The following is a 26,805-nucleotide window of genomic DNA, read 5'->3' as shown; positions in this document are numbered from 1 at the left end:
TCTGGAACATGATATTTTGATAAAATTTCATTTATTTTTATTCTAAAGTCATTCCAGTTGGCTAATTCATTTTCATTATTTTAAAAAAGTTGTAAGCATTAAATTCAGATTTACTTTTATCATATGCATCATTAATTCCAATATATTCAAATTCCCATCTTCGTTTAAAAGCTGTATCTAATGGCATGACTCCTTGATCAGCACTGTTCATTGTCGCCCAAATATAAAAGTTAGATGGTAATTTTAATTTAAAATCAGTTTGATTATATGGAAGATTTTCTTCCGCTACACTAATTTCATCATGTTGAATAGTTTCTAAACATTCTGTATTTATATTTTCTGAAATTTTATTTTTTGAAAATAGTAATTTTAAATCTTCAGAAGCAACAATATCATATTCACTGTTTCCATTTTTATCTCTATCTAGTAATTGAAAAAAGTCACCAAAAACAGCTGCAGTATTAGCTCTATTTATTTCTTCTATTATTAATAAAAAATCTTCTGTTGGATTATTTAGAGCTCTTATCAAAAGTTTTGTTAATATTCCAGGAACATATGTATATGTAATTGTTTCATTGTCATTTTTTATTTTTGGAAAAGGCTTAAAAGTTCCAATAAAATTACCATAGTTATAATTTGGATGGAAAGTAACTCTGGAAATATTATTTTTGTCAAAATTTCTTTCTGCCTCTTTGTTTAATTTATAACTTTTTCCTGTTCCAGGAGCACCGAAAAATATTCTTTGGTGAGGTTTATTGATTTTAGTATCAATATTTTCAAAATTTTCAATAGTTGTATTTTCTATATGATTTTTTTCTTCTATATCAATAATAAAAGTATCATTTTCAAATGTATAAATCATTATATTTTCTTCAGAGTTATTATCATACAATTCTTTAAACCAATCTAAATTATATTCTAGGTATAATCCCTTTTTTTTATATTCCTCATAAGCAGAGGGTCTTATTTGAGGCTTGTTACCATTTCCTTCAACAACTAAAAACATTGGTAATTTTTCTTCAGTAATAGGATTTTTTAGAAGTTTTAGCACAGTATTACTAAGAACAACTTTGAATTTTTCATTAATTTTAAAAACTTTGTTTTGTTGATTATTTTTTGCTTTTACAGGTTCACTTTCAATTAAAATATCTTTTTTTATTAATTCATTAAAAAAACTTTCTGGTAAATTATAAGAAGCTTGTCCCCCTCCACCAGTACTTTTTTTTTCTAAAATATATGCTTTTGAAATAGTTTTAAATTTAGTTTCTGATTTTCCTAATATTTTACAATCTGTTATTTTATCCATACTATTTTACAACCCTTTCTAAATAATTATTTATTTTTTTGGCAATCGCTCTCCCTAATAAAGGTGGAACAGCATTCCCAACTTGTGTATATTGACTAGTTTTACTTCCTAAAAATATGAAATTATCAGGAAAACTTTGAATTCTAGCTGATTCTCTAACTGTAGGAACACGATTTTCTTCATAATGAAAATAATTTCTATGACCACAGTCTATAGTAGTACTTGGAAGTTGACTATTCATTCTTTTAAAAGCTGCATTATAATTTCTAACTTTATAATATTTTTCATCTAAATCTTTAATACTCCCACCATCAGGAACCATACTAATTATTTTTATTGTTTTTTCTTGATGAATAGTTTTTTCATTATTTTTTATACTATTATCTCTCGTCTCTTGTCTCATAAATTTTTGATATTCATTTTTTGGATCAAATTTATATTTAGTTTCCTCTTCATTATTGTCTAAACTAGGTAAATCGCTTAAAGCTTCCTTAGTAGAAACAAAATTTATTTTATCCCCTTCAGGAAATTCAAAAAAAGTTCTATCAAATATATTTTTATTTAACCCAACAAAAAAGACTCTTTCTCTACTTTGAGGTACACCATATTCAGAAGCTTTTAAAATTTTAAATTCAACATTATATCCCAAATCAGAAAATCTCTTTATTATATCTTTTTTAAAAAAACCTTTATGTAAATTCAACAATCCTTTTACATTTTCAAGAATAAAAAATTTAGGTTTTATTTGTTCAACAAATCTTACATATTGTAGATACAGATTATTTCTTTCATCTTTATGATCTCTTGTTCCGACCATACTAAATCCTTGACAAGGAGGACCTCCTATTATCCCATCAATTTCCCCATTTTTTTTAATTAAATCTTGTATCATTTCATTTGTAAAATTGTTAATATCAATATTTTGTCCACATTTATTTTTATGGTTTTCATTATATGTTTTTATGGCGTCTTCCCATTTATCAATAGCTAAAATACTTTCAAAATTTTCTTGCTCAAACCCACAACTAAATCCACCAGCCCCACAAAATAAATCTATAATTTTATAACTCATTTTTTTCTCCTAATATTTTCTTTATTTCTTTTGCAATAGAATATACCATCAAAGGTGGAACAGCATTTCCAACTTGTCTAAATTGACTAGTTTTAGAACCACAAAAAATAAAATCATCAGAAAAACTCTGTATTCTAGCTGATTCTCTAACTGTAGGAACTCTGTTAAACAGAGGATGAAAATAGTTCATATGACCTGTATCTATAGTAATACTTATATCATTTTCTTTTAACCTTCTATAAGCAGAAGAATGCCTATTATTTCTTTGTGTGTCCCAAAGTTTGTCTGGTACATCTCTCCAATTTCCACCTTGAGGAACAAATTTCATTCTTTCTTGTACTTTTTCATTAGGGTATCTGATTTCATGATTGTATACTAAATCATTGCTATTTTTTCTCATAAGTTTTTGATATTCACTACCAATTTTTCCTATTTTGTTAGTTTTTTCATAATCATATAAATCAGAAATTGCTTCTTTTACTGTAACTTTTTTTCTTTTTTCTAAAGAATCAAAATTAAAATGAACACCAAATTCCTTTTTTATACCTATAAAAAAAGCTCGAATTCTATTTTGAGGTACACCATAATCAGAAGCAACTAAAATATTATATGAAACATTATATCCCAATTCTTCTCCTATTTTTAATATCTCCTTTTTTGCAAAAGAATCATCTTTTGTTAAAATTTGTCTAACATTTTCAATCAGAAAAGCTTTAGGTTTTAAAACTTTCACAAATCTAATATATTCAAAAAACAACCTGTTTTTTTCTTTTTTTTCTTCATCATTCTGCCACATATTAGCAGAACTAAAACCTTGACAAGGTGGTCCTCCTATTATAATATCCGTTCCAGACGGAAACAAGTCTTTAATTTTATCATCTGTAATTTCTTTAATATCTCCACAAATATTAACAGAATTCTTAAAATTAAGCTCATGTGTTGCGATAGCATCTTTGTCAAAATCAATTCCTCCAATAATCTTAAATCCGGCATTTTTAAATCCCAGACTTAAACCTCCTGCCCCACAAAACAAATCAATAACAGTGCATTCTTTTTTCATTGATCAACCCTTCACACATTCTACAATATCTGATATATCACATTTCAATTCTTGACAAATTCTCAGCAGTACATCAGTTGTAATATTTTTATTTTTTTTCATTTTGTAAAAGGTACTTTTACAAATATGAGTTTTTTCCATTAAATCGCTATTATTCATATCTTTATCAATGAGTAGTTTCCATAATGGCTTGTAACTAAATTTTAACATTTTATCTCCTTTTTAATTATTATAAAATTGTAAGTAACAAATTACAATTTTATTACATTATAACCTTTTTTTTCTGTTTTTACAAACTTTTTATTTTGGTAATTTATTATTTAAAATATATTTAAATTTTTATATTTCAACTTGAACTACCAAAAAATAAAAATATATGCTATAATTAATAAAAATTGAAATAAAAAGGTGAATATCTTGAAAAAAAATAAAATATACAAACTACTTTTATTTTTTATAATTTCAACGATAGCAATTTCGAAGCAAAATTCTGAAATTGATAAACAAAATTTTAAAGATGGTGTTGTAGATGTTGATATTATAATTAATAGAGATGAAAATTATAAAGATAATAATAACAACAATAATAATGAAGATTATCCTGATGATGACTTAAATAATGAACTTGAAGACGGAGATCTTATTTATTTGGATCAGATTCGGGAAGATGAAGAGGATATAAAGAAGGAAAAATCAGATAAATTGAATAGACTGGAAAAATTTATAAAAAAAATTGATTTGAAAGTCAATCCACTACTGAAATTTAAAGTTGACAAAAGTTATGGTGCTTGGTATGTGATAAAGACAAGTGATCCACAAGAAAAAGATTTTCAAAATATAACTTATAATTTTAAAGAGGAACAAAGTGGTTATAGATTGTCCAAAAGCTATTTAGATCCTCAAAGCAATATTTGGTCGGAAGATATAAAAAGAGCTTGGATTGAGGAATCTAAAGGAAATGTCTATTTGGATTTTGAGAAAAAAAACTTTAAATATATTCAAAATCAAATTTTGTTTTTTGACAAAAATTATAGGTATATGATTATCCAGTTTGCTGATGGCGTGACACGAGTTTTGTCTAGGTATCCAAATAATGAGAAAATTTCGCTGGATGGAGAAGAATTAGTCGAATTTGAAGATTTTGTGAAAAATAGAGATGATTTAAAAAATGTTTATTATGATACAAAAATATTTGGCTTGGAGCAAACCGAAGAAAATAAGGAAAAAAAGGATTTACAACGAAGAACTAAAGAATTGGAAGAAAAGTTGAAGACTGATCCATCGAGTGTTTTTCAAATTGATACGAAAGGGTATTGGAAAGCAAAGGAAAAAGATCGAAAAGATCTTAAAAAAAATCCGAAAGATCCAAATAATAAGTTGGATGGAATGAAAGCCATTGAAATAAAAGATGGAAGTGAAATAAAATAAAAAAATTTAAATTAAAAATAGTTATTAAAAAAATTTTTGAAGTAAATGATAAACTTTTATTTTTTAAAAAAATAAAGTTATTGAAAGTTTAAGAAAAATAAAACTTAATGAAATAGGAGAAAAAAATATGAAAAATACAATAAAACTTTTTAATATATTTTTGTCTATATTGTTATTTCTGTTTTTAATATTTTTTTACAGTTTTTTTGTTTCAAAAAGAGAATACAAAAATGTAAATATTGATGTAAAAAGAGGTACTACTTTTAGTCAAATTTATAAAAATCTAAAGTTAAATTACGGTATTTTAGATAGAATATATTTAAAATTAAGTGGAAGAAATAATTTAAAAATAGGTGTTTACCGTTTTGATGGAAAACTTTCCAAATATGAAGTTATAAGAAAAATTAAAAGAAGTGAAATCAGTGGAATAAGACTTACTATTCCTGAAGGTTTTACTTCAAAACAAGTTTTTGAGAGAATGGATGCACTTGGACTTGGAACAGAAGATGAAATTAAAAAAGACCTTGCGGAAATAAATTTTCCATATCCACATAAAGATAACAATTTTGAAGGATATTTTTATCCAGAAACATATATTTTTCCAGAAACTGCTACAACAAAAGAAGTTTTGGAAACTGTATTGAAAGAATTTTTAAGAAGATTTCCACCTGAAAAATATCCAGATAAGCAAAAATTTTATGACAATTTGAAATTGGCTTCGATTGTTGAAGCAGAAGTTCCAGATAAAGAAGATAAGCCAAAAGTTGCAGGATTATTTTTGAAACGGCTACAAATTGGAATGAGATTGGAATCTGACGCAACCTTAAAATATGTTTTGCGAAGACAGGCTAAAAGCGGAGAATTAAAGGCAAATATGTCGCCGTATAACTCTTATAGATTTGCAGGACTTCCACCAACTCCAATTGGAAATCCGCCATATGAAACTTTTGAAGCGGTTGAAAATGCTGAAATAACTGACAATTTATTCTTTTTTACGCACAATGGAAAAACTTATTATTCTAAAACTCACGAAGAACATCTACAAAAAAGAAAAGAAAGTGGACAACTGAAATAATAAAAAAATAAAAGATAAATAAAATAGATAAATACAATATAAAGATTAAAAAAAATAAAAAAATAAAAATTTAAGAAAGTTGGAAAAAATTAAATGAATAGTTTCAAAGAAAAAATAAGAGATTTGAAAAAAAGCGAATTGATAAAAAAAGGAGATAAGATTTTAATCGCTTTTTCAGGTGGACCTGATTCAGTATTTTTGTTTCTTTTATTAAATTTTTTGAAAAAAGAATATGAACTTGAAATTTTTTTACTTTATGTAAATCACAATTTGCGAAATGATGTAAAAAATGATTTGGAATTTATAAAAAATTTTTCTAAAAAGAATAATGTAAAAATTTTTATTGAAAATTTGGATGTTTTGAATTATTGTAAAAAAAATAAAAAATCAGTTGAACTTGGTGCAAGAGAATTGCGATATAAAGTTTTAATTGAGAAGTTAAAAGAGTCAAATTTTGACAAGATTGCAACTGGACACAATTTGGATGACAATGTGGAAACGCTTGTTTTTAGACTTTTAAGAGGAACTTCAATAAAGGGATTAAAGGGAATTCCTGCTAAAAGAGAAAATATTGTAAGACCAATTTTGCAGTTTAAAAAAAGAGAAATTTTGGATTATTTGAAAAGAATTGATCAAGATTACATAGTTGATTATACAAATAAAGAGAGCGACTATTCAAGAAATTACATAAGAAATGAGATTTTTCCAATGTTTTCAAAAATAAATCGAAATTTTAAAAATAAAATAAATGACTTGATTTTGGAAATTAATGAGCGAGAAAATGAATTTGAAAAAATTAGTGAAAAAAACAAAAAACACGAAAAAAAAGATGAATTTGTTAAATTTTTGAGTAAAAATAATGTGGAAATTTCGAGAAAAAAAATTGATCAAATTTTTAATTCTATTTTTGATGATTTTGGAAATTTGAGAAATGATGGAGAAAAAGAGTTTGATTTGGGAAAAAATAAAGTTTTGAAAAAAAGTTATTTTAGTTACGAAATTTTTGAAAAAAATAAAAAAAATTTAGAAAATCAAAAGAAATTTGAAATTATAAAGAAAAATCAAAGTATAGAGTGGTATAATTCGAAGACAATAAGTTTTTTTGAAAATATATTAGAATTTGAGAATTTTTTTGTTGAAAAAAAGGATTTTGAGTACACATTTTTAATTTTCAAGGATAATTTTGTAAATGATAAAAGTAAAATAGTTGTGAGAAATAGGGAAAATGGTGATAGAATTTGGCTTGAGAATTTAGGTCAAAAAAAAATAAAAAAAATTTTAATAGACAAAAAAATATCAAAAAGTGAAAGAGATTTTATTCCGATTGTAGAATTGGTTTTTGAAAATAAAAAAAAAGAAAATATTATCTTAACGGTTTCTGATATAAAATTTTCAAAATTTGTAAAAAAATTTTTTAAAGAAGATATAAAAAATTTTAAAAATAATAATAAAATATTAGTGATTGGGAGGAAAAAATGGCAGACAGAGATAAAAACGACATAAAGAAAAGATTGGAAGAATTAAGAAAAGACAATAATAGAAAAAATAAGCAAGGAAATGAAAATTCGCCTTTTTCTGGATTTTTATTCGTTTTGCTTGTAGTTTTGCTGTCTTTATTTACATTTTTATTTCAAAGAGATATTCAAAGTTATTTTCAAGAGAAAAAAAATGTATCATATTCTGAATTTTTAGACAGAACTAGAAGAGGAGAATTTAGGGAAATTGATGAAAAGGACGACAAATTGGTTGCAAAAGCTAGAGTTGCTGGAAAAGATATTCTTTTTTACACAAAAAAAATTACTGACCGTGTGGGAAATGAGCCACAAATAATTAATGCGGTTGAGTCAAAAAATGTAAAATTAAATTCAATGCCTCCATCAGGTGGTGGATATTTTTTAGCAATACTTTTAAATGCACTTCCGCTTATTATAATGATTGGACTTATGGTTTATTTAGCTAAAAAGATGAGCGGTGGCGGTCAAGGTGGACCTGGAAATATTTTTGGATTTGGAAAATCTCGTGTGAATAAAATTGATAAAAAACCAGATGTAAAATTTGAAGATGTTGCTGGAGTTGACGGTGCAAAAGAAGAATTAAAAGAAGTTGTTGACTTTTTGAAAAATCCTGATAAATATACAAAAGCTGGAGCTAGAGTTCCAAAAGGTGTACTTTTACTTGGAAGACCTGGAACTGGAAAGACATTACTTGCAAAAGCTGTTGCTGGGGAATCTGGAGCTTCGTTTTTTAGCATTTCAGGTTCAGAATTTGTGGAAATGTTTGTCGGAGTTGGAGCTTCTCGTGTGAGAGATTTGTTTGAAAAAGCGAAAGAATCAAGTCCGTCAATAATTTTTATTGATGAAATTGATGCGATTGGAAGAAAAAGAAGCGCTGGAAAAAACAGCGGAAGTAACGATGAAAGAGAACAGACATTAAATCAATTGTTAGTTGAAATGGATGGATTTGATACTGATACGAAAGTTATTGTACTTGCTGCAACAAACCGTGAAGATGTACTAGATTCTGCGCTTTTAAGAGCGGGAAGATTTGATAGAAGAATTACAGTTGATGCACCTGATTTACAAGGAAGAATTGCAATTTTAAAAGTTCATTCGAAAAATAAAAAATTGGCTAGTGATGTAAATTTAGAAGATATTGCAAAAATAACTCCTGGATTTGTTGGAGCAGATTTAGCAAATTTATTAAATGAAGCAGCAATTTTAGCAGCTCGTCGTGCTACTGACACAATTACGATGGCAGATTTAGATGAAGCTGTGGATAAAATCGGAATGGGACTTGGTCAAAAAGGAAAAATTATAAAACCTGAAGAGAAAAAATTACTTGCATATCATGAAGCTGGACATTCTGTAATGACTGAATTAACTGAAGGAGCAGATCCAGTTCACAAAGTGACAATTATTCCAAGAGGTGAAGCTGGAGGATTTATGATGCCGCTTCCAGAAGAGAAATTGGTTACTTCAAGCAAAGAATTACTTGCTGAAATAAAAGTTTTATTTGGTGGAAGAGCTGCAGAAGAGCTTGTGTTAGATGATGTGAGTACAGGTGCTTATTCAGACATTAAAAGAGCTACAAGAATTGCCAGAATGTATGTGGAAAGTGTTGGAATGAGCAAAAAATTTGGACCTATAAATCTTGAAAATCCAGATGATGAGTTTGCGTTTATGACAAATAAAAGTGATGAAACAATGAGAGAAATTGATTTGGAAGTTAGAAAAATCTTAATGGATGAATATTTGAACACATTTAATACATTACAAGAAAATATGCATATATTGGAAGGTGTAGCTCAACTTCTTCTTAAAAAAGAAACAATTACTGGAGATGAAGTTAGAAGAATTATCAAAGGTGAAACTTTTGAGCAAGTTTTGGAATCTGAAGCAAATAAATCTAAAGATTCAGCTGAAAATAATGAAGAACTAAAAGAAAGTTCTGAAAAAAATGAAAAAAATAAAAAAAATGAAAGAGATGTAAGAGATATAAAAGATGATTTCGACGCTAAATTTGGTAACCCAAAAGAAAAGTCTGAAATTGAAAAACTTGAGGAAACTGTAAAAGAGTTGACAAAAGACAGTGAAACTTTGGAAGAAAAATTGAAAAAAGATGATTTTTTGACTGGAAATAAAAATGACAGTGAAAATGAAGAAGAAGATAACAACGATAAAAATAGCAATCAAAATGACACTGATGATGAAGATAAAAATGAAGATAACAGTAGTGATAGTGATGACAATGAAAATGATGATTCAGAAAGTTTTAAAAAAGATGACAAAGGCGATTCTTCAACTGAGAAAAAGAAAAAAAATAATTTCAAATTGCCAAGTTTCATGGAATAAATAATAAAAATTAAACAAAAAAATGGAAAGATAACTTAATGTTATTTTTCTATTTTTTTTAAAAAAAATTTGATTTTTAAAAATCATATGGTATAATTATAAAGTGAGGTATAAGGATGAGACTTTTTTTTCTAAAAAGTATTTTAATAGGAGTTTTGATTACCAATTTTTTTTCATTTTCGTCAATTTACGATTACAAAAGAGAAAATTCACAAAAATTAAATGAAATTAGTGATTCAAAAAAGCAACAAAATCGATTGGCTGCATTATTTAAAGCAATAAGACAACAAAATAACAATTTTGTAAAATTTTCTTTGTTGACTAAAGAAAATATTGAAAGAAGAAAAAAATTAATTGAGCAAAGTACCCCCGGAAATGGTAAATATGGAGTTGCAATAAATTTTTTTGATTTTTTTGGAATGGATAATACTTTGATAGATGTAAATGCTAAAGATGAAAGTGGATATACGCCAATTATTGTGGCAATTGAATCTCAAAATAATGATATTTTGGAATATCTCATAAAAAATGGTGCAAATTTGAGAGAAAAACATCCGCTTTTTAAAAGAAGTGTACTAAATGTAGCATGTTATTATGAAAATGAAAAAGCGGTGGAGATGTTACTTTCAGCCGATCCCAAATTGATAAATGAACAAAGTGGAATTGACGGCTGGACAGCTTTACAAGATGCAACACTCAAAGCCAATATCGATATAGTAAAAATTTTATTAAAAAATGGCGCAAATCCTCAATTAAAAGATTATAGCGGAGGAACAGCGATGGATATGGCAACAGAATTTGGGAAAGGTCAAATTGTTAAATTATTTCGTGATAATATAAAAGCTAATAGAAAATATTAGAAAAATAAATATTATCCAAAAAAAATGTATTTATAATAAAAATTTATATATAAGGAGAAAAACATGAAAAGATTAACAGGAATTGGTGCTTCAGAAGGAGTATCAATAGGAAAAGTATTACTTTTTGTAGAGGAAAAAATGATTATTCCTCAAGAAATAGATGAAAATTCAACTATCGAAGGGGAATTGGCAAAATTGGAAAATGGGTTGAAAAAATCAAAAACTCAATTAATCGCAATTAGAGAAAAAGTAAAAGAAAAAATGGGTGAAGATAAAGCAGCAATTTTTGATGGTCATATTATGCTTTTAGAAGATGAAGATTTGATTGAAGAAGTTGAAGCTAAAATAACAGGTGAAAAATTACCAGCTGCAAGAGCTCTAAGAGAAGGAATTGACGAATATTGTGAAATGATTTCTCAATTGGACGACCCTTATTTGAGAGAAAGAGCGGCAGATTTACAAGATATAGGAAAAAGATGGTTAAAAAACTTATTGGAAATTAAAATTAACGATTTAAGTAATTTGGATCCTGGAACAGTTGTTGTTACTGAAGATTTGACACCATCAGATACAGCTCAATTGGATTTGGCAAATTGTGTTGGATTTATTACAGAAATTGGAGGAAAAACAGCTCATTCGGCTATAATGGCTAGATCTCTTGAATTACCAGCAGTAGTTGGAGTAAAAGGTGTTTTAGGAGAAGTTGAAGATGGAGAAGTAGTCGTAATGGACGGGGAAACAGGGGAAATTTTCCTAGAACCATCTGAAAAATTAGTTGAAGAATATAAAGTAAAACAAGAACAAATTAGATTAGAAAAAGAAGAACTTAAAAAATTAATTCATGAAGAAGCAGTTACATTAGATGGAAGAAAAGTAGATATTTGGGGAAATATCGGAAGTCCTAATGATGTTGATGCAGTGATTGAATCTGGAGCTACAGGAATTGGATTATACAGAACAGAATTCTTGTTTATGAACTCTGACCACTTCCCAACAGAAGAAGAACAATATAAAGCATATAGAGTAGTAGCTGAAAAAATGCAAGGAAAACCTGTTACAATAAGAACAATGGATATAGGTGGAGATAAAGAATTACCTTACTTGGATTTGCCAAAAGAAATGAACCCATTCTTAGGATATAGAGCAATCAGAATTTCATTAGAAAATAAAGATATGTTCAAAACTCAATTGAAAGCTATCTTAAGAGCTTCTCAATATGGTCAAATTAAAATTATGTATCCAATGATAAGTTCTATAAATGAAATTAGAAAAGCTAATGCTATTTTGGAAGAATGTAAAAAAGAATTAGATGAAATTGGTAAAATTTACGATAGAAATATAAAGGTTGGAATTATGGTGGAAACTCCTTCAACTGCAATAGTTGCTTATAAATTTGCAAAAGAAGTTGATTTCTTCTCAATTGGAACTAATGACTTAACTCAATATTTCTTAGCTGTAGATAGAGGAAATGAATTGGTATCTAGTTTGTATAATTCATTTAACCCAGCAGTTTTAGAAGCTATTCAAAAAGTAATTGACGCTGCACATCATGCAGGAATCAGTGTAAGTATGTGTGGAGAGTTTGCAGGGGATAAGAGAGCGACTAAATTACTTTTAGGAATGGGACTTGATTCATTTAGTATGAGCGCTTCATCAGGACTTACAGTTAAAAAGATAATTAGAAACAGTAATTATGTTGACGCACAAAAATATAGAGATTTGATTTTGAAACAAGATACACCAGAAGATGTAATTGAAAAATTAAAATAATAATAATAAAAAAGGGCTATTTTTTAGCTCTTTTTCATTATTTTTTGTAATAAATTAAAAGTAAAAAATTTATTAAATTTAGAAAAATAATAAAAAAAATAAAAAATAAAAAAGTGAGGAAAATACTATGAGTAAAAAAGTTGCAGTTTTTTTGGCAGATGGATTTGAGGAAGTTGAAGCAATCGCTCCGATTGACTTACTTAGAAGAGCTGAAATAGAAGTGGACACAGTTTCATTAACAGATGAAAATTTTGTACAAAGTGCAAGAAAAGTAAAAGTGGTTGCAGATAAAGTTATAAGTGAAATTGATTTTGATAAATATGATATGTTAGTTTTACCGGGAGGACCAGGACACAAAAATTATTTTAAATCGCAGTTGCTTTTAGATAAAGTTTTAGAATTTTCTAAAGATACAAAAAATAAAAAAGTTGGTGCAATTTGCGCAGCTCCATTAATTTTATCAGAATTGGGAATTTTGGAAAATAAAAAAGCTATTTGTTTTCCAGCTTGTGAAAGTAATTTACTCGCAGGAAATCCTATTTTGACTCACGAAAAAGTTGTTGTAGATGGAAATATTGTAACTAGCAGAAGTGCTGGAACTGCTATAGATTTTGCACTTGAAGTTATTTCACAGCTTTTGGGAAATGAAAAATCTAAAGAAGTTAAAGATGAAATAGTTTATTAAAAGAATTGAAAAAATTTTGATATAATTTCATTTAATAAAAAAATCTTGACATAAAACGAAATTTCAAGTACAATTAGTTAAAATTATTGCTATATTTTAAAATTTAATTATATTTTAAAAGTAAAAATTAATGTATTTATTTATTAGTTCAAATAAAAATATAATGGATTTGTAGTATAATACAATAATTATAGAAGTTGCGATAATTTGTAAAGTTTAATTAATTAAATTAATTTAAAAAGTATGAAATTGAGGGAGGAAAAGTTTTATGGAATATCATAAACCTGTGTTATATGATGAAGTCATTGAAAATATTATAACAGATAAAGATGCAGTTTATGTTGACTGTACACTTGGTGGCGGAGGTCATACACAAGGTATTCTTGAAAACTCTTCAAAAAATTCAAAAGTTATTGCAATAGATCAAGATATTGAAGCAATTGAGTTTGCAAAAAAAAGACTGGAAAATTATGATAATTTTAAAGTATTTCAGGACAATTTTAAAAATATAGATACGGTTGTTTATTTGGCAGGATTTGAAAAAGTTGATAGAATACTTATGGATATTGGAGTTTCTTCAAATCAGCTCGATAATGCGAAAAGAGGCTTTTCTTATAGATTTTGTGCAAAACTGGATATGAGAATGGATAAGTCACTAAAATTAAGCGCTTATGATGTTGTAAATACTTTTTCTGAAAAAGAAATAGCTGATATAATTTATAAATATGGAGAAGAACCCAAATCTAGGAAAATTGCTAGAAATATAGTTGAATATCGAAAAAATAAAAAAATTGAAACTACAACTGAATTAGCTGAAATCGTGATAAAATCAATAGGAAAAAGTATGAAAAGGCATCCTGCAAAGAGAACTTTTCAGGCGATAAGAATTTTTGTAAATAAAGAACTAGAAGTTTTGACACAGACTTTGGATAAAGCAGTTAATTTATTGAACGACAGGGGAAGGCTTTTGGTAATTACATTTCATTCGCTGGAGGACAGGATAGTTAAAGAAAAATTTAGAGAATATGAAAACCCTTGCACTTGTCCAAAAGATATACCAATTTGTATTTGTGGGAAAAAAAGTTTGGGAAAGGTTATTACGAGAAAACCTATTGTGGCAAAAGAAGTTGAATTAAAAGAAAATAAAAGAGCACATTCAGCTAAATTAAGAATTTTTGAAAGGAGAGAAAATAGGAATGAGTAATATTTCTAAAGAAAAAAAGATACAAGTATTGGAAGTTCCTAAAATAACTAATACAGCAAGAAAAGTTGCAAATCAAAAAAAAGAAAATAAGATTACAGTTCCTAAAAAAATGAACAAAAGACTTTCAAAAACTGCAGGACTGGATAGAGCAATAATAAGTAAATTTGCTATTTATATTGGAATTGCAGTAGTTGTAGCTTTTATAAAAATTTTGGCGGTAAACAGTGTTAGCACATTAGATAGACAGTATAAGGCAAAAGATAGAGAGTTAAAAGATTTGAGAAGGCAAGTTTCTACTTTGGAAAATAAGTTTTATGACGGAATTGATAGAAAAAAATTAGAGAAAAAAGCATATGAAGATGGATTTGTTCCAAATAATCCAATAAGATATATCAAAGTTGAAGATAAAAAATAATTTAAAAATAAAAAATAAAAAGAAAAAAATAGATAAAAAATAACTAAAAAAAGATATACATTTAATTTGAAATTTTAAATTAAATTTAAATTAGATAAAGTATATCTTTTTTTATATGAAAATTTTCCTAAAAATTGATGTTTCGACTTGAATAACTAAAAAAATTATGATAAAATTAATAAGCGAAGTTTTGGAGGTAGAACTATGAAAAAGTGTTTATGTCTAATAATTTTGTTAATTTTTGCGAGTTGTACATCTTTGAGTGGCTATAACAAAAATATTTCTCAAATTGAAATTAATGAAATTAATAATGAAATAACAAATGTTATAACAAATTTTAAAGAAGATGCAAACTCAAATAGATACGATAAAATAAAAGAGATTTTTTTAACTACATTTAAAAATAATATTATTGTAAAAAAATTACAAGAATACGACCTTTCAAAATTAACATTTATTTTTTCTGAACCAAAAGTAAAATCTAATAATAAAGCAACTAGTGTCATGGCTATAAATTATGGCACAGAAAGTAATTATTTTAATATAACTTGGAAAAAAATGGATGATGGGAGCTGGAAGATTTCAAATGTAGCTGAAAAAAAATAAGAGAGGAGAAAAATGAGTGTAACAATAATAGTATTTGTTTTATTAATTATTCTTTTTTCTATTTTAGTTTTTTTTATAGCTTATTTTTTGATAAGTTCTGTATTTAAAAAGAAATATGGAGAGTTAAGTGAACTTGAACTAAGAATAGTTGATGTCAAAAGAAGACTTGAAACATCGAAAAGAGAAGTTGAAATAGAAATTGAATCTTTTAAAAAAGAAGAAACATTAAAAGTAAAAGAAGAATTGCTAAATGAGAAAAAAATAGCGGACGATGAAATAAAAAAAATTAAAGCAGAGTTGGCTATTAAAGAAGAAAGAATTGCAAAAAAAGAAGAAACATTGGAAACAAAAATGGAGCGTCTGGAAGAAAAAGAAATAAAAAATGAAAAATATAAAGACAGACTTGCAAAAAAAGAAAAAGATTTGGATGAAATGATTGTAAATCAGGAGAAAGAATTGGAGAGAATTTCAGAACTTACTCAAGATGACGCAAGAAAAATTATATTAGAAAAATTAGAAAATGAGTTGGATCACGATAAAGCGGTGTTAATAAGAGATTATGAGCATAATTTAGACAGAGAAAAAGATAGAATTTCTAAAAGAATAATTTCTACTGCAATTGGAAAAGCTGCGGCTGACTATGTTGTAGATTCGACAATTTCTGTAATTCAACTTCCTAGTGAAGAAATGAAAGGTAGAATCATTGGAAGAGAAGGTCGAAATATTAGAGCGATTGAAGCTGCAACTGGCGTAGATTTGATAATTGACGATACACCAGAAGCTGTTGTTCTTTCTTCGTTTGATGGAGTTAGAAGAGAAGTCGCTAGAATTGCTCTTGAAAAGTTGATTTCGGATGGAAGAATTCATCCTACAAAAATTGAAGAAGTTGTGGCAAAAGCGCAGTTAGAAGTGGAAGAAAGTGTATTAGATGCGGCAGAACAGGCAATCTTAGAAGTTGGAATTCCAACTCTTCCAAGAGAAGTCTTAAAAGTATTTGGAAGATTGAAATTTAGAACATCGTTTGGACAGAATATTTTGCAGCACTCAATTGAAGTGGCTCATATTGCAGCAGCACTTGCAGCAGAAATTGGAGCAAATGTAGATGTGGCTAAAAGAGCGGCTCTTCTTCATGACATTGGGAAAGCATTTTCACACGAACAGGAAGGTTCTCATGCATTAAACGGTGGGGAATTTTTGAGAAAATTTTCTAGGGAAAGTGAAATCGTTATAAATGCGGTGGAAGCTCATCACAATGAAGTTGAGCAGTTGAGTATAGAAGCTGTGCTAGTTCAAGCAGCTGACTCGATTTCAGCGTCAAGACCAGGAGCTAGAAGAGAAACTTTGTCCAATTACTTAAAACGGTTAGAGCAGCTGGAAGAAATAGCAAATAGTCATGAAGGAATTGAAAGTTCGTATGCTATTCAGGCTGGAAGAGAACTTAGATTAATTGTTCATCCTGACAATATTGACGATGATAAAGCTACAATTTTGGCAAGGGATGTTGCAAAAGATATCGAAGAAAAAATGCAGTATCCAGGACAGATAAAAGTAACGGTAATAAGAGAAACTAGAGCGGTAGAATATGCAAAATAGATAAATTAAAGACTGAATTAGTTTTCAGTCTTTTTTATAATAAAAATTTATTATAAAAAATTTAAAAAAAGGAGAAATATATTTATGAAAATTAAAATTAGAAAAGCTGATGAGAAAGATATCGCTGGATTAAATTTACTTTTATACCAAGTTCATGGAGTTCATGTAAATGGCAGACCTGATATTTTTAAAAAAGGCGAAAAAAAATTTAGTGACATAGAATTGAAAGAAGTATTAAAAGATGATAAAACGCCAATCTTTGTAGCAACTGATGAAAATGATAATATTTTGGGACATTGTTTTTGTGTATTTCGTGAAGTGAAAAATGATAAAAGTTTGTGCGACAGAAAAGTTTTGTATATTGATGATTTATGTGTGGATAAAAATATTAGAAATAGTGGAATTGGAAAAAAACTGTATGAATATGTGCTAAATTTTGCAAAAGAAAATAATTTCACTAGTGTTACATTGGATGTTTGGAATTTTAATGAGAGTGCGTTTAAATTTTATGAAAAAATAGGATTTTTGCCATTGAAAACATTGATGGAAAAACAAATTTAAATTTGAGAGGAAGATAGAATGAAATTTTTGATAATTGGAGATGTAGTTGGAGAACCTGGAAGAAATACTTTGTTTAAATTTTTGGAAAAAAGAAAGAAAAATTATGATTTTATAATTGTAAATGGAGAAAACTCAGCTGGAGGATTTGGAATAAATATAAAAATAGCTGAACAAATTTTTTCTCGTGGAGCGGATGTAATTACGCTGGGAAATCATAGCTGGGACAAAAAAGAAATTTATCCGTACATAAATAATCATAAAAATTTGATTAGACCGATTAACTTTTCAAAGGAAGCTCCAGGAAATGGATATACGATAGTTGAAAAAAATGGAGTAAAAGTAGCAGTTATCAATGCGCAAGGAAAAGTTTTTATGCCACCGATTGCTTGTCCATTTTTAACAGTGGAAGAAATTTTGCTTGAAATAAAGAAAGAAACGGATATAGTTGTACTTGATTTTCACGCTGAAGCAACTTCGGAAAAACAAGCTATGGGATGGAATTTAACTGGAAAAGTATCTGTTGTGTATGGGACTCACACACATACACAGACTGCTGATGAGAGAATTTTACCAGGAGGAACAGCTTTTATCTCAGATGTTGGAATGACTGGTGGACACGATGGAGTTTTGGGAATGAATAAGAAAGAAAGCATTCAAAAATTTAAAGATGGAATGCCAAACAGATATTCGGTTTGTAAGGAAAATCCTAAAATAAACGGAATTGAAGTGGAAGTAAATGAAAAAACTGGAAAGGCAGTTGCGATTAAAAGAATAAATATGAGTTATGATGAAATTTAAAAAATAAATAAAAATAAAGAATTAAAAAAATAAAAAAATAAAAAAATTTAAAAAAAAGAGGAAATAAAAATAGATGAAATGGATAAAAGTAAAAATTGATTATTTTTCAGACAATTTGAAAGAAACAAAAGCAAGATTAATTAATATTTTTGAAGAAGTTGGGATAAAACAAGTAGAATTTGTCGATTATTTTTCTGATAATTCTTTGGATTACAGCGTAAATTTTAAAAATGAAAATGATATTTGGAGTATGATTGGATATATTATTGACAATCGATTTGTAAAAAGTAAATTAAATATAATTTATAACAATGTCAATGAAATTTCAAAAGATGACGAAAATTTTATGTCAGAAATTTATACTTCACGATGTTCTGATGAAGATTGGCAAGATGAGTGGAAAAAATATTTTCACACAGTGAATATAACACCAAATATCGTAATTAAGCCAAGTTGGGATAATTATGAAGTAAAGGGCAATGAAACTGTGATAGAAATTGATCCAGGACTTGCCTTTGGGACTGGGACACATGAAACGACTTCACTTTGTGTGGAATTTTTGGAAAAATATGCCCAAAATAAGAAAAAACTGCTTGATATTGGATGCGGTTCTGGGATTTTGATGTTGATTGGGAAGAAATTAGGTGTAGAAAAAGTTGTTGGAATTGACATTGATGAGAAAGTAAATGATGTTGTGCTGGAAAATTTTTCTAAAAATGAAATAAGTGAGAATTTTCAAGTAATAATCGGAAATCTTGTAGATGACATAAATGAAAAGTATGATTTAGTTGTTTCAAATATTTTAGTAGATGTTTTGGAAAAATTGCTTGAAGATATAGAAAAAATTTTAGAAAAGGGTGCAACAGTTATTTTTTCTGGGATTTTGAATGAAAAAGAAGAGGCATTTGTGAAAAAGGCTAAAAATTATAATTTGAAACAAATTGATAGACGAGAGAAGAATAATTGGGTATCACTTGTTTTTAAATATGAAAATTAATTGATTTTTATTCTTTATTGAAAAATATTGATATTATTTAATTTTGATAATAATAAAAAAGGAGGAAGTGTAAATGGAAGAAAATATATTAATAATTCCTAGTTTAAATCCAGATAAGAATTTTTTAAATTTATTAGAAGAATTTGAAAATAAGATTGCTGAAGAAAAAATTAATGCGAGTATAGTTGTTGTTAATGATGGAAGTTCTGAAAATTTTAATAATATATTTGAAAAAGTTAAAGATAAAGACATAGTAGTTTTACAACATGCTATAAATTTGGGAAAAGGACGGGCCTTGAAAACAGCGTTTAATTATGTATTAAATGAGGTAAAAAATTTGAAAAGTGTGGTTACTGCTGATTCTGATGGTCAGCATCTGATAGAAGACATAATTTTGTGTTTAAAATGTTCAAATGAAAATCAGAATACACTAATTTTAGGAACAAGAAATTTTAAAAAAAATTTGAAAACAATTGGAAATGGGGGGGGGGAAGGTACCTTTTAGGAGCAAATTAGGGAATAGACTAACAAGTTTGGTTTTTAAGTATCTTTTAGGATTAAAAATATCTGATACTCAAACTGGGCTTAGAGCATTTAGTAAAAATCAAGTAAAGGATTTTTTAAAAGTTAAAGGTGAAAGATTTGAATATGAGACAAATATGTTGATTGATAATAAAAATTTAGGATATAAATTTAAAGAAATTCCAATAAATACAGTTTACATAAAAAATAATAAATCGTCACACTTTAATCCAGTTCGTGATTCGATTACAATATATCTATTATTTTTTAAATATATTGTTGTTTCATTATTATCTTTTATATTAGATATTGCACTATTTGGAATTTTTAAGGCTTTTAAATTTACAATTATAAATGCGACAATAATTGCAAGGATACTTTCTTCAATATTAAATTATACTTTGAATAAAAATAAAGTTTTTAAATCATTTAATAAAAAAAGTTTGATAAAATATTATATTTTGGTAATAATACAGATGTTTATTTCAGGATATTCAGTAAAGTTTTTACATAAAATATTTGTAAATAAAAATGTAATATTTTTAAAAATAATAATAGATTTAATAATTTTTATTGTAAATTATTATATTCAGCGAGAATGGGTATTTAAAAGGAGAGAGAGAGAATGTTTTTATTAATTTTTTTAAGTTTAGTTTTTTTATATTCAAAAATTTCAAGAAGAAAAGTAGAAATCATTGCACCGACAATTTTCTTCTTTATAATGATGGTGTTATATTTTAGTGGAGTGATATTTTCAAGCTTTATTTATGGGAACATCTTTATAATTTTATTGGCAATTGGGGCAATAATATATTTAATATATTATATATTTAAATCAAATATGAGTTGGCTCAAAATTTTAAAAGAGTTTCAGGTTTTAATAATTTTATATATTGTAATGACAATAATGCTTATTGGCTTTAAATCAAGAATTTGGGATGATTTTAGCCATTGGTTGCTAACGGTTAAAAATATGTTTTTATTTAATGAATTATCAAACAATGAAAATTCAACAATTTTTTTTAAGACATATCCACCTGCAACAGCGATAATTCAATATTTTAATAATTATATTCAAAGTATAGTTTTTAAAAATATAAATCTAGAATATAATAGTCAGTTTATAACAAATTATTTTGTATTAATCCTGTTATTGTCCATAGTTAATATGACAAAATTAGATAGTAAAGCAAAAAGAATTCTATATCCTATATTATTTATAATTCCTGCAATATTTAATCAAGAAATATATGTTAGTTTGTATGTAGATGTAATACTTGCAATAATGGGAGTTTATTTAATAATTTTTTATGAATATGCGAAAATTCATAAAATTCATAAAAAATTTGTATTTTTAAATATGTCATTAGCTACATTATTTTTAGTATTAATAAAATCAACAGGAACTGCGATAATAGTATTTTGTTTAATTTATATTATTCTTGATTTGATTTTTATGAAAAATTATAAATTAAATTTTCAAATAATAATAACGATTTTAGTTTCTCTTTTTGTAGGGAAAAAATCTTGGGGATATTATATGTATAAAACAAATGCTGATGCAATATGGAAGACTGAAAAGATAACGTTTGGAGGTATATTAAATGTTTTGAATGGAAAAGGTCAGGAATATCAATATGAAACGATAAATAATTTCTTTAAGGCATTAATAAAAACAAAAATAGGTTTATTTTCATATATTATATTTTTAGTCATCACAATTGGAATATTAATATTTGTGTATTTAAAAAGAAAAAATAATAAAAATTTAAAGTTATTAATTTATAATGTTTTAATTATTGTAATTTATCCGATTTCATTATTGGTTATGTATATCTTTATTTTTAGTCCTGTAGAAGCAGTAAATTTGGCATCGTTTAGCAGATATTTGTCAACTATTGTAATATTTTTGATTCTTTTAGATATATTGTTAACTGCAAAAAGTGAAAAAATTCTGAAATATGGAAAAATAATAATGATATTATTTTTGATTTTATTTTTCAAAAACAGTACAATGAAAAAACTTACAATAAAAAAATTTAAAAATATTAAGAAAATAAAGAAAGAACGACAGGAAATAAAGGAAATACCAGAAGAAATAAGGGAAAATCACAATAATAAAATTTATTTTGTTTCAGATATGAAAAATGATAAAGGTTATTATTATTGGCTATTTAGATATGAGGCTACTCCATTAAAGATACAAGGATTCTATTATAATGATGAAGAAAATTTGTTTGAAACTTTAAAAAATTATGATTATCTTTATTTAAAAGATTTTGATGAGAATTTTTCAAAAAAATATTCGATAATGTTTAAAAATGGTTTAAAACCAAATAATTTTTATAAAATTGAAAAAGAAACTAATAAAATTAAATTAATAAAAATAGAAAGTGAGAAAAAATGATAATTGCAATAGATGGACCTGCTGGGAGCGGAAAAAGTACGATTGCTAAAAAGTTAGCAAATGAACTTGACTTTGTATATTTGGATACTGGAGCAATGTATAGACTTGTTACATTAAAAGCATTAGATGAAAAAGTTTCGTTTGAGTTGTTAAAAAATATTATAAATTTATCTGAAAGTAAAAATAATAATTCTGATTTTGAAATTATTCAAAAGATGAAAAAAATTTTGGAAAATTTGAATATTGATATTAAAAAAAATCGATTTTTTTTGGACGGAATTGATGTGAGTGATGAGATTAGAAAACCTGTAATTTCTGAAAATGTTTCGAATATTGCTAAAATTAAGGAAGTTAGAGAAAAGATGGTCGATTTGCAAAGAAAATTTTCAAATTCTAAAAATGTCATTTTGGATGGTCGTGATATTGGAACGGTTGTTTTTCCAAATGCAGAATTAAAAATATTTTTGGTGGCAGATACAATGGAAAGAGCTAAAAGACGATATAAAGAGTTAATTTTAAAAAATGAAGATGTGACTTTAGATGAAATTTATAAAAATATTGTTGAGCGAGATAAAATTGATTCCACAAGAAAGGAATCGCCTTTAGTAAAAGCACAGGATGCGATTGAAGTTGATACGACTTTTAAAACTATTGAAGAAGTTAAAGATAAAATAAAAAAAATTTTGAAAGATAAAATTAAATAAATTAATTTTTAATTAAAATTTTTAAAAAAATAAAAAAATTAAAAAAAATACTGGACAAATGTTGAAAATAGTGTATAATAACTAAGTAATTTAAAAACACAAAAAAAGTGTGAGTATTAAATTCAATCAAATAAAATTTGGAGGTTTGATAATATGTCAAAAAAAGAATTCGTTGATGCTTATGCAAAAGCAACAGGAGAAACTAAAAAAAGAGCTGAAGAATTAGTAAATCAATTTCTTGAAACAGTGGAAGAATCTTTAGTGAAAGGTGAATCTGTTCAATTTGTTGGATGGGGAACATTTGAAGTAAAAGAAAGAGCAGCAAGAACTGGAATTAACCCTCAAACTAAAAAAGAAATTCAAATACCTGCAAAAAATGTAGTTAAATTTAAAGTAGGTAAAAAATTAGCTGATAATGTAGCAAATGCTAAATAATTTTTTAAAAGGCTATTTTGATGTGACAGCGGTCATTGAAAAATAGTCTTTTCTTAATTTTGAGAAATAAAATATATGAAAGAAGATAAGTATGTTAATAATTTATAATTTAATAAGATTTTTTTTATATTTAGTCATAATGATATTGGCATTGTTTAATAAAAAATTGCTTATATTTTTCAAAACTCGACTATTTCAAAAAATTTCAAATGAAAATTTTTTGGGAAAAGATGAGAAATCTATTTTAATTCATTTGTCATCAGTTGGAGAATTTAATTTATCGGTTGAACTAATCGAAAAAATTTTATTAAGAAATGAAAAAATAGTTATTTCAGTTATGACAGATACAGGATTTTCAGTGATTAATAAAAAATATGGAAATAATAAAAATGTGAAAATTTTGTATTTTCCTCTTGATGATTTTTTTGCTTTAAAAAAAATTTATAAAAAATATAAAATAAAAAAGACAATTATTATAGAAACTGAGATTTGGATTAATCTATATTATTTGGCGGCAAAGTTTGGAGAGTTATTTGTTGTAAATGGCAGACTTACCGATAAAAAAATGAAATCTTACAAAAAGTTTGGCTGGTTTATAAATTCAAGTTTAAATAGAGTTAAAAAAATTTTGGTGCAAAGCGAAAAAGATGCGTCGAGATATAAGAGTTTAAAAATAAAAAATGAAAAAATAAAAGTTTTTAAAAATTTAAAATATTCGATAAAATATGACATTCTTTCTGAAGAAAAGAAAAATAAATATTTTGAAGAAATTTTGGACAAAAATAAAAAAATAATAGTTTGCGGAAGCACGAGAGAAAGTGAAGAAAAAATTTGGCTTGAAGTTTTAAAAAAAATAAATAAAAAAAATGAATATCAGCTTGTGCTGGTTCCTAGACATTTGGAGCGGATAAAAAAAGTGGAAGATGAAATTTTAAAATTGTTTCCACGAGAAAGTTATTCACTACTTTCGGATTTTGAAGTTTGGAAAAATTTAAAAAAAACTGAGATAGTTATTGTGGATAAAATGGGAGTTCTTACAGATTTTTATCAAATGGCGGACTTTGTGTTTGTCGGCGGAACGCTTGTAAATATTGGCGGACATTCGATTTTAGAGCCACTTTTTTATGGAAGAAAGCCGATAATTGGGAAATATTTCCAAAATATTGAAGAGATTGTAAATGATGCAAAAAAACTTAATTTTGTGGAGATTGTGCAAAATGAAGACAAAATTATTGATTATTTAAAAAAAGAAGAAAAAATAAATACAAAAGAATTTTTTGAAAAAAACAACGAAATAGATAAAATAATTAGTGAGATATTTTAATTTGGAGTGTGATTTATGGATAATAAAAAAAAAGAAAATAAATTGAGAGAAAAGCAAATTAAAGCTGACAAAAATAAAAAAATCTTGTCAAAAGAAGAGCTTGAGAGAAGAGAAAAAATAAAAAAAATAAACGATGAATTTAAAATAAAAAATTATGAAAAAAGTCAAATCATAAACGAAAAAGAAATTTGGAAATATTTTTTTGAAAAACCTAAAAAAAATTATAACAAATATATGTGTGAAATGTTGGATTATCCTGAATATTTAATGTATGATAACGAAAAAGTAAATGAGTTTCGTGGAAAATGGAATAAGTTTTTTAAAAATGAAAATGACATATATTTGGAAATCGGTTGTGGAAGTGGGAATTTTACAGTTCAAAATGCGCAAAAATTTCCAGATAGAAACTATATTGCACTTGAATTGAGATTTAAAAGACTTGTTTTGGGAGCAAAAAAAGCAGATAAAAGAAATTTAAAAAATATACTTTTTGTGAGAAAAAGAGGGGAAACAATTTTAGAATTTTTTGGTGAAAAGGAAATTTCGGGAGTTTATATAAATTTTCCAGATCCTTGGGAAGGTGAAGAGAAAAAAAGAGTAATTAGTGAAGATTTGTTCAAAAAATTGGATGTTGTGTTAAAGTCAAAGGGGAAATTATTTTTTAAAACGGATCATGAACAGTATTACAGAGATGTTTTAGAATTAGTTGAAAATCTTAAAAATTATGAGGTTATTTATCACACAGATGATTTGCACAATTCAGAAAAGGCGGATCAAAATATAAAAACAGAATTCGAGCAGATGTTTTTAAGTAAACATAATATGAACATTAAATATATTGAAATTCAAAAAAATTAAAAATAAAGTTTATTTTTCGAAAAGAATTTTGATTGATTTTAACAAAATAAAAAAATTTTCTTGAATATTTGTGAAAATAATAGTATAATAACAGTTAGGAAGGTTTTTAGATAATTTTTGTTAGAGAAAATAAATCTGGAGGTTTTTATGAAAAATAAAAAGAAATTAATTTTAATAAGTAGTTTGATAGTGGGAATACCACTTTTGGCAGTTAGTACAAATGCGATATTGAAACAGGCGAGAGATAATTATTATAAAGAGCAAAAAATAAAGATGGAATTGGAAAAAGCACAGCAAAAAGCGCAAAGGGAACAAGAGTTGGCACAACAAAGAGCACAAAAAGAAAAATTGGCAGCTCAAGAGAGAGAACAGATGGAAAGTAATAAAAAAGATATAAAAATTGTTGATAATAAACCGGAAAAACAAAAAGATGTTGCGCCAAAAGTACAGAAAAAAATGACTTCACAAGAAAAAGATAATGAAAAAGTAAAACAAGTTATAGCAAATGTTAGAAAAGAAGTAAAACCTGTGGTTGCTTATGAACCTGTGTCAAATGTTGTGGCAAAATCTGAACTTACAGCAAAGGATCGTGCAAGAGCTCGAAAAGCGTTAAAAGAAATAAGAGCAGAATATTTTGCAAAAAATAAATCTCAGAAATTGAAAAATAATGAAACGCTTATAGTAAAAACAAGCAACGAAGGTATTGAAACAAAAAAATATTCTAATGCAGAAATTCAAAAAGTTTTAAAAGAAATAAGAGCGAATTATAAGAAATAGGAGTTTTAAAGTACATTTTAAATATTAGTTTAAGATGTACTTTTTATTTTTTAAATAAAATTTTCAATTTTTATAAAAAAAACTTGAAAAATTTTTAAAAATGTATTATTATATATTAGCAGTTAAAGATAAAGAGTGCTAAAAAAAGATATACAATATTTTAGGAGGCAAAAAAATGAAAATTAAACCATTGGGAAAAAGAATTTTGATAAAACAAACTGAACAGGAAGAAGTGACTAAAAGTGGAATTGTACTTCCAGGAACAGCTTCAAAAGAAAAACCTATAATTGGAGAAGTTTTGGCAGTTGGGAAAAAGATTGAAGAAATTTCTGTCGGAGATAAAGTTATTTTTGAAAAATATTCTGGGACTGAAGTTAAAGATGGAGAAGAAACTTATTTAATTTTAGAAAAAGATAATGTACTTGCCATTGTTGAATAAATAGAGGCATTTAATATTTGAATTTTCGATATATAATAAATAATTTGGAGGAAAATAA

Annotated in this window: 27 protein-coding genes; 23 read left to right on the top strand and 4 right to left on the bottom strand. The window is 26.3% G+C overall.

Annotated features, from left to right (window positions below; genetic code table 11):
* Positions 1-61: 61 nt before the first annotated feature.
* From J5A73_RS05910 to J5A73_RS05895, 4 genes are read right to left on the bottom strand one after another with little or no spacing between them, the layout of a single operon-like run.
* Positions 62-1,306, bottom strand: a complete 1,245-nt coding sequence (locus J5A73_RS05910) for an AAA family ATPase (RefSeq protein ID WP_211613903.1) — start codon at positions 1,304-1,306, stop codon at positions 62-64.
* A gap of 1 nt (position 1,307) precedes the next feature.
* On the bottom strand, positions 1,308-2,378 hold the full coding sequence (locus J5A73_RS05905; RefSeq protein ID WP_211613902.1) for a DNA cytosine methyltransferase: 1,071 nt from the start codon (positions 2,376-2,378) through the stop codon (positions 1,308-1,310).
* Positions 2,368-3,438, bottom strand: coding sequence for a DNA cytosine methyltransferase (locus J5A73_RS05900; RefSeq protein WP_211613894.1), 1,071 nt, complete (start codon positions 3,436-3,438; stop codon positions 2,368-2,370). Before J5A73_RS05900 ends, J5A73_RS05905 begins: the two co-directional genes overlap by 11 nt.
* A 3-nt stretch (positions 3,439-3,441) precedes the next feature.
* Complete coding sequence (locus J5A73_RS05895) at positions 3,442-3,648, bottom strand: helix-turn-helix transcriptional regulator (RefSeq protein WP_211613892.1); 207 nt, start codon at positions 3,646-3,648, stop codon at positions 3,442-3,444.
* 207 nt (positions 3,649-3,855) lie between these two features.
* On the opposite strand from J5A73_RS05895, the gene J5A73_RS05890 reads away from it, so the two are divergent.
* From J5A73_RS05890 to J5A73_RS05780, 23 genes are all read left to right on the top strand, one after another.
* Complete coding sequence (locus tag J5A73_RS05890) at positions 3,856-4,866, top strand: hypothetical protein (RefSeq protein WP_211613890.1); 1,011 nt, start codon at positions 3,856-3,858, stop codon at positions 4,864-4,866.
* A 127-nt stretch (positions 4,867-4,993) separates the two neighbouring features.
* On the top strand, positions 4,994-5,941 hold the full coding sequence (gene mltG / locus J5A73_RS05885; RefSeq protein WP_211613888.1) for an endolytic transglycosylase MltG: 948 nt from the start codon (positions 4,994-4,996) through the stop codon (positions 5,939-5,941).
* Positions 5,942-6,034: 93 nt separating this feature from the next.
* Entirely contained in the window at positions 6,035-7,444 is a 1,410-nt protein-coding gene (tilS, locus tag J5A73_RS05880; RefSeq protein ID WP_211613886.1) for a tRNA lysidine(34) synthetase TilS, read from the top strand.
* Positions 7,417-9,792, top strand: coding sequence for an ATP-dependent zinc metalloprotease FtsH (gene ftsH / locus J5A73_RS05875; RefSeq protein ID WP_211613884.1), 2,376 nt, complete (start codon positions 7,417-7,419; stop codon positions 9,790-9,792). Before tilS ends, ftsH begins: the two co-directional genes overlap by 28 nt.
* A gap of 116 nt (positions 9,793-9,908) precedes the next feature.
* A complete protein-coding gene (locus J5A73_RS05870) occupies positions 9,909-10,652 on the top strand; it encodes an ankyrin repeat domain-containing protein (protein ID WP_211613876.1) in 744 nt (247 codons plus the stop codon).
* 63 nt (positions 10,653-10,715) lie between these two features.
* A complete protein-coding gene (gene ptsP / locus J5A73_RS05865) occupies positions 10,716-12,422 on the top strand; it encodes a phosphoenolpyruvate--protein phosphotransferase (RefSeq protein ID WP_211613873.1) in 1,707 nt (568 codons plus the stop codon).
* Positions 12,423-12,549: 127 nt separating this feature from the next.
* Positions 12,550-13,107 (top strand): DJ-1 family glyoxalase III, encoded by a 558-nt coding sequence (locus J5A73_RS05860; RefSeq protein ID WP_211613871.1) that lies wholly within the window; start codon positions 12,550-12,552, stop codon positions 13,105-13,107.
* 268 nt (positions 13,108-13,375) lie between these two features.
* The gene (gene rsmH / locus J5A73_RS05855) at positions 13,376-14,311 is read left to right on the top strand and encodes a 16S rRNA (cytosine(1402)-N(4))-methyltransferase RsmH (protein ID WP_211613869.1); all 936 of its coding nucleotides are present in this window, start codon (positions 13,376-13,378) and stop codon (positions 14,309-14,311) included.
* Entirely contained in the window at positions 14,304-14,726 is a 423-nt protein-coding gene (locus tag J5A73_RS05850; protein ID WP_211613860.1) for a cell division protein FtsL, read from the top strand. Before rsmH ends, J5A73_RS05850 begins: the two co-directional genes overlap by 8 nt.
* A 204-nt stretch (positions 14,727-14,930) precedes the next feature.
* On the top strand, positions 14,931-15,332 hold the full coding sequence (locus tag J5A73_RS05845; protein ID WP_211613858.1) for a hypothetical protein: 402 nt from the start codon (positions 14,931-14,933) through the stop codon (positions 15,330-15,332).
* A 12-nt stretch (positions 15,333-15,344) separates the two neighbouring features.
* Positions 15,345-16,925: a ribonuclease Y gene (gene rny / locus J5A73_RS05840; protein ID WP_211613856.1), complete on the top strand. Its 1,581-nt coding sequence runs from the start codon at positions 15,345-15,347 to the stop codon at positions 16,923-16,925.
* 84 nt (positions 16,926-17,009) lie between these two features.
* Entirely contained in the window at positions 17,010-17,486 is a 477-nt protein-coding gene (locus tag J5A73_RS05835; protein WP_211613854.1) for a GNAT family N-acetyltransferase, read from the top strand.
* 18 nt (positions 17,487-17,504) lie between these two features.
* The gene (locus J5A73_RS05830) at positions 17,505-18,284 is read left to right on the top strand and encodes a TIGR00282 family metallophosphoesterase (RefSeq protein WP_211613852.1); all 780 of its coding nucleotides are present in this window, start codon (positions 17,505-17,507) and stop codon (positions 18,282-18,284) included.
* 73 nt (positions 18,285-18,357) lie between these two features.
* Entirely contained in the window at positions 18,358-19,281 is a 924-nt protein-coding gene (gene prmA / locus J5A73_RS05825) for a 50S ribosomal protein L11 methyltransferase (RefSeq protein WP_211613850.1), read from the top strand.
* Positions 19,282-19,354: 73 nt separating this feature from the next.
* Positions 19,355-19,786 (top strand): glycosyltransferase, encoded by a 432-nt coding sequence (locus J5A73_RS05820; protein ID WP_211613848.1) that lies wholly within the window; start codon positions 19,355-19,357, stop codon positions 19,784-19,786.
* A 28-nt stretch (positions 19,787-19,814) separates the two neighbouring features.
* Complete coding sequence (locus tag J5A73_RS05815) at positions 19,815-20,441, top strand: GtrA family protein (RefSeq protein WP_211613846.1); 627 nt, start codon at positions 19,815-19,817, stop codon at positions 20,439-20,441.
* Entirely contained in the window at positions 20,429-22,210 is a 1,782-nt protein-coding gene (locus tag J5A73_RS05810) for a DUF6056 family protein (RefSeq protein ID WP_211613838.1), read from the top strand. The genes J5A73_RS05815 and J5A73_RS05810 overlap by 13 nt, the downstream gene beginning before the upstream one ends.
* Complete coding sequence (gene cmk, locus J5A73_RS05805; protein WP_211613836.1) at positions 22,207-22,914, top strand: (d)CMP kinase; 708 nt, start codon at positions 22,207-22,209, stop codon at positions 22,912-22,914. Before J5A73_RS05810 ends, cmk begins: the two co-directional genes overlap by 4 nt.
* Before the next feature lie 153 nt (positions 22,915-23,067).
* Positions 23,068-23,349, top strand: coding sequence for an HU family DNA-binding protein (locus J5A73_RS05800; RefSeq protein WP_211613834.1), 282 nt, complete (start codon positions 23,068-23,070; stop codon positions 23,347-23,349).
* Between the two features lie 139 nt (positions 23,350-23,488).
* A complete protein-coding gene (locus J5A73_RS05795) occupies positions 23,489-24,673 on the top strand; it encodes a 3-deoxy-D-manno-octulosonic acid transferase (RefSeq protein ID WP_211613832.1) in 1,185 nt (394 codons plus the stop codon).
* Positions 24,674-24,688: 15 nt separating this feature from the next.
* The gene (trmB, locus tag J5A73_RS05790) at positions 24,689-25,531 is read left to right on the top strand and encodes a tRNA (guanosine(46)-N7)-methyltransferase TrmB (protein WP_211613830.1); all 843 of its coding nucleotides are present in this window, start codon (positions 24,689-24,691) and stop codon (positions 25,529-25,531) included.
* A gap of 147 nt (positions 25,532-25,678) precedes the next feature.
* Entirely contained in the window at positions 25,679-26,308 is a 630-nt protein-coding gene (locus J5A73_RS05785) for a hypothetical protein (protein ID WP_211613828.1), read from the top strand.
* A gap of 175 nt (positions 26,309-26,483) precedes the next feature.
* Entirely contained in the window at positions 26,484-26,747 is a 264-nt protein-coding gene (locus J5A73_RS05780) for a co-chaperone GroES (RefSeq protein ID WP_211613826.1), read from the top strand.
* Positions 26,748-26,805: the final 58 nt, after the last annotated feature.

Origin of the sequence: Leptotrichia sp. oral taxon 218 (assembly GCF_018128225.1) — a bacterium.
In the GTDB taxonomy this organism is placed as follows: domain Bacteria; phylum Fusobacteriota; class Fusobacteriia; order Fusobacteriales; family Leptotrichiaceae; genus Leptotrichia.
Note: the sequence above shows the minus strand (reverse complement) of the source record. Positions and strands in the feature narration are given on the sequence as shown.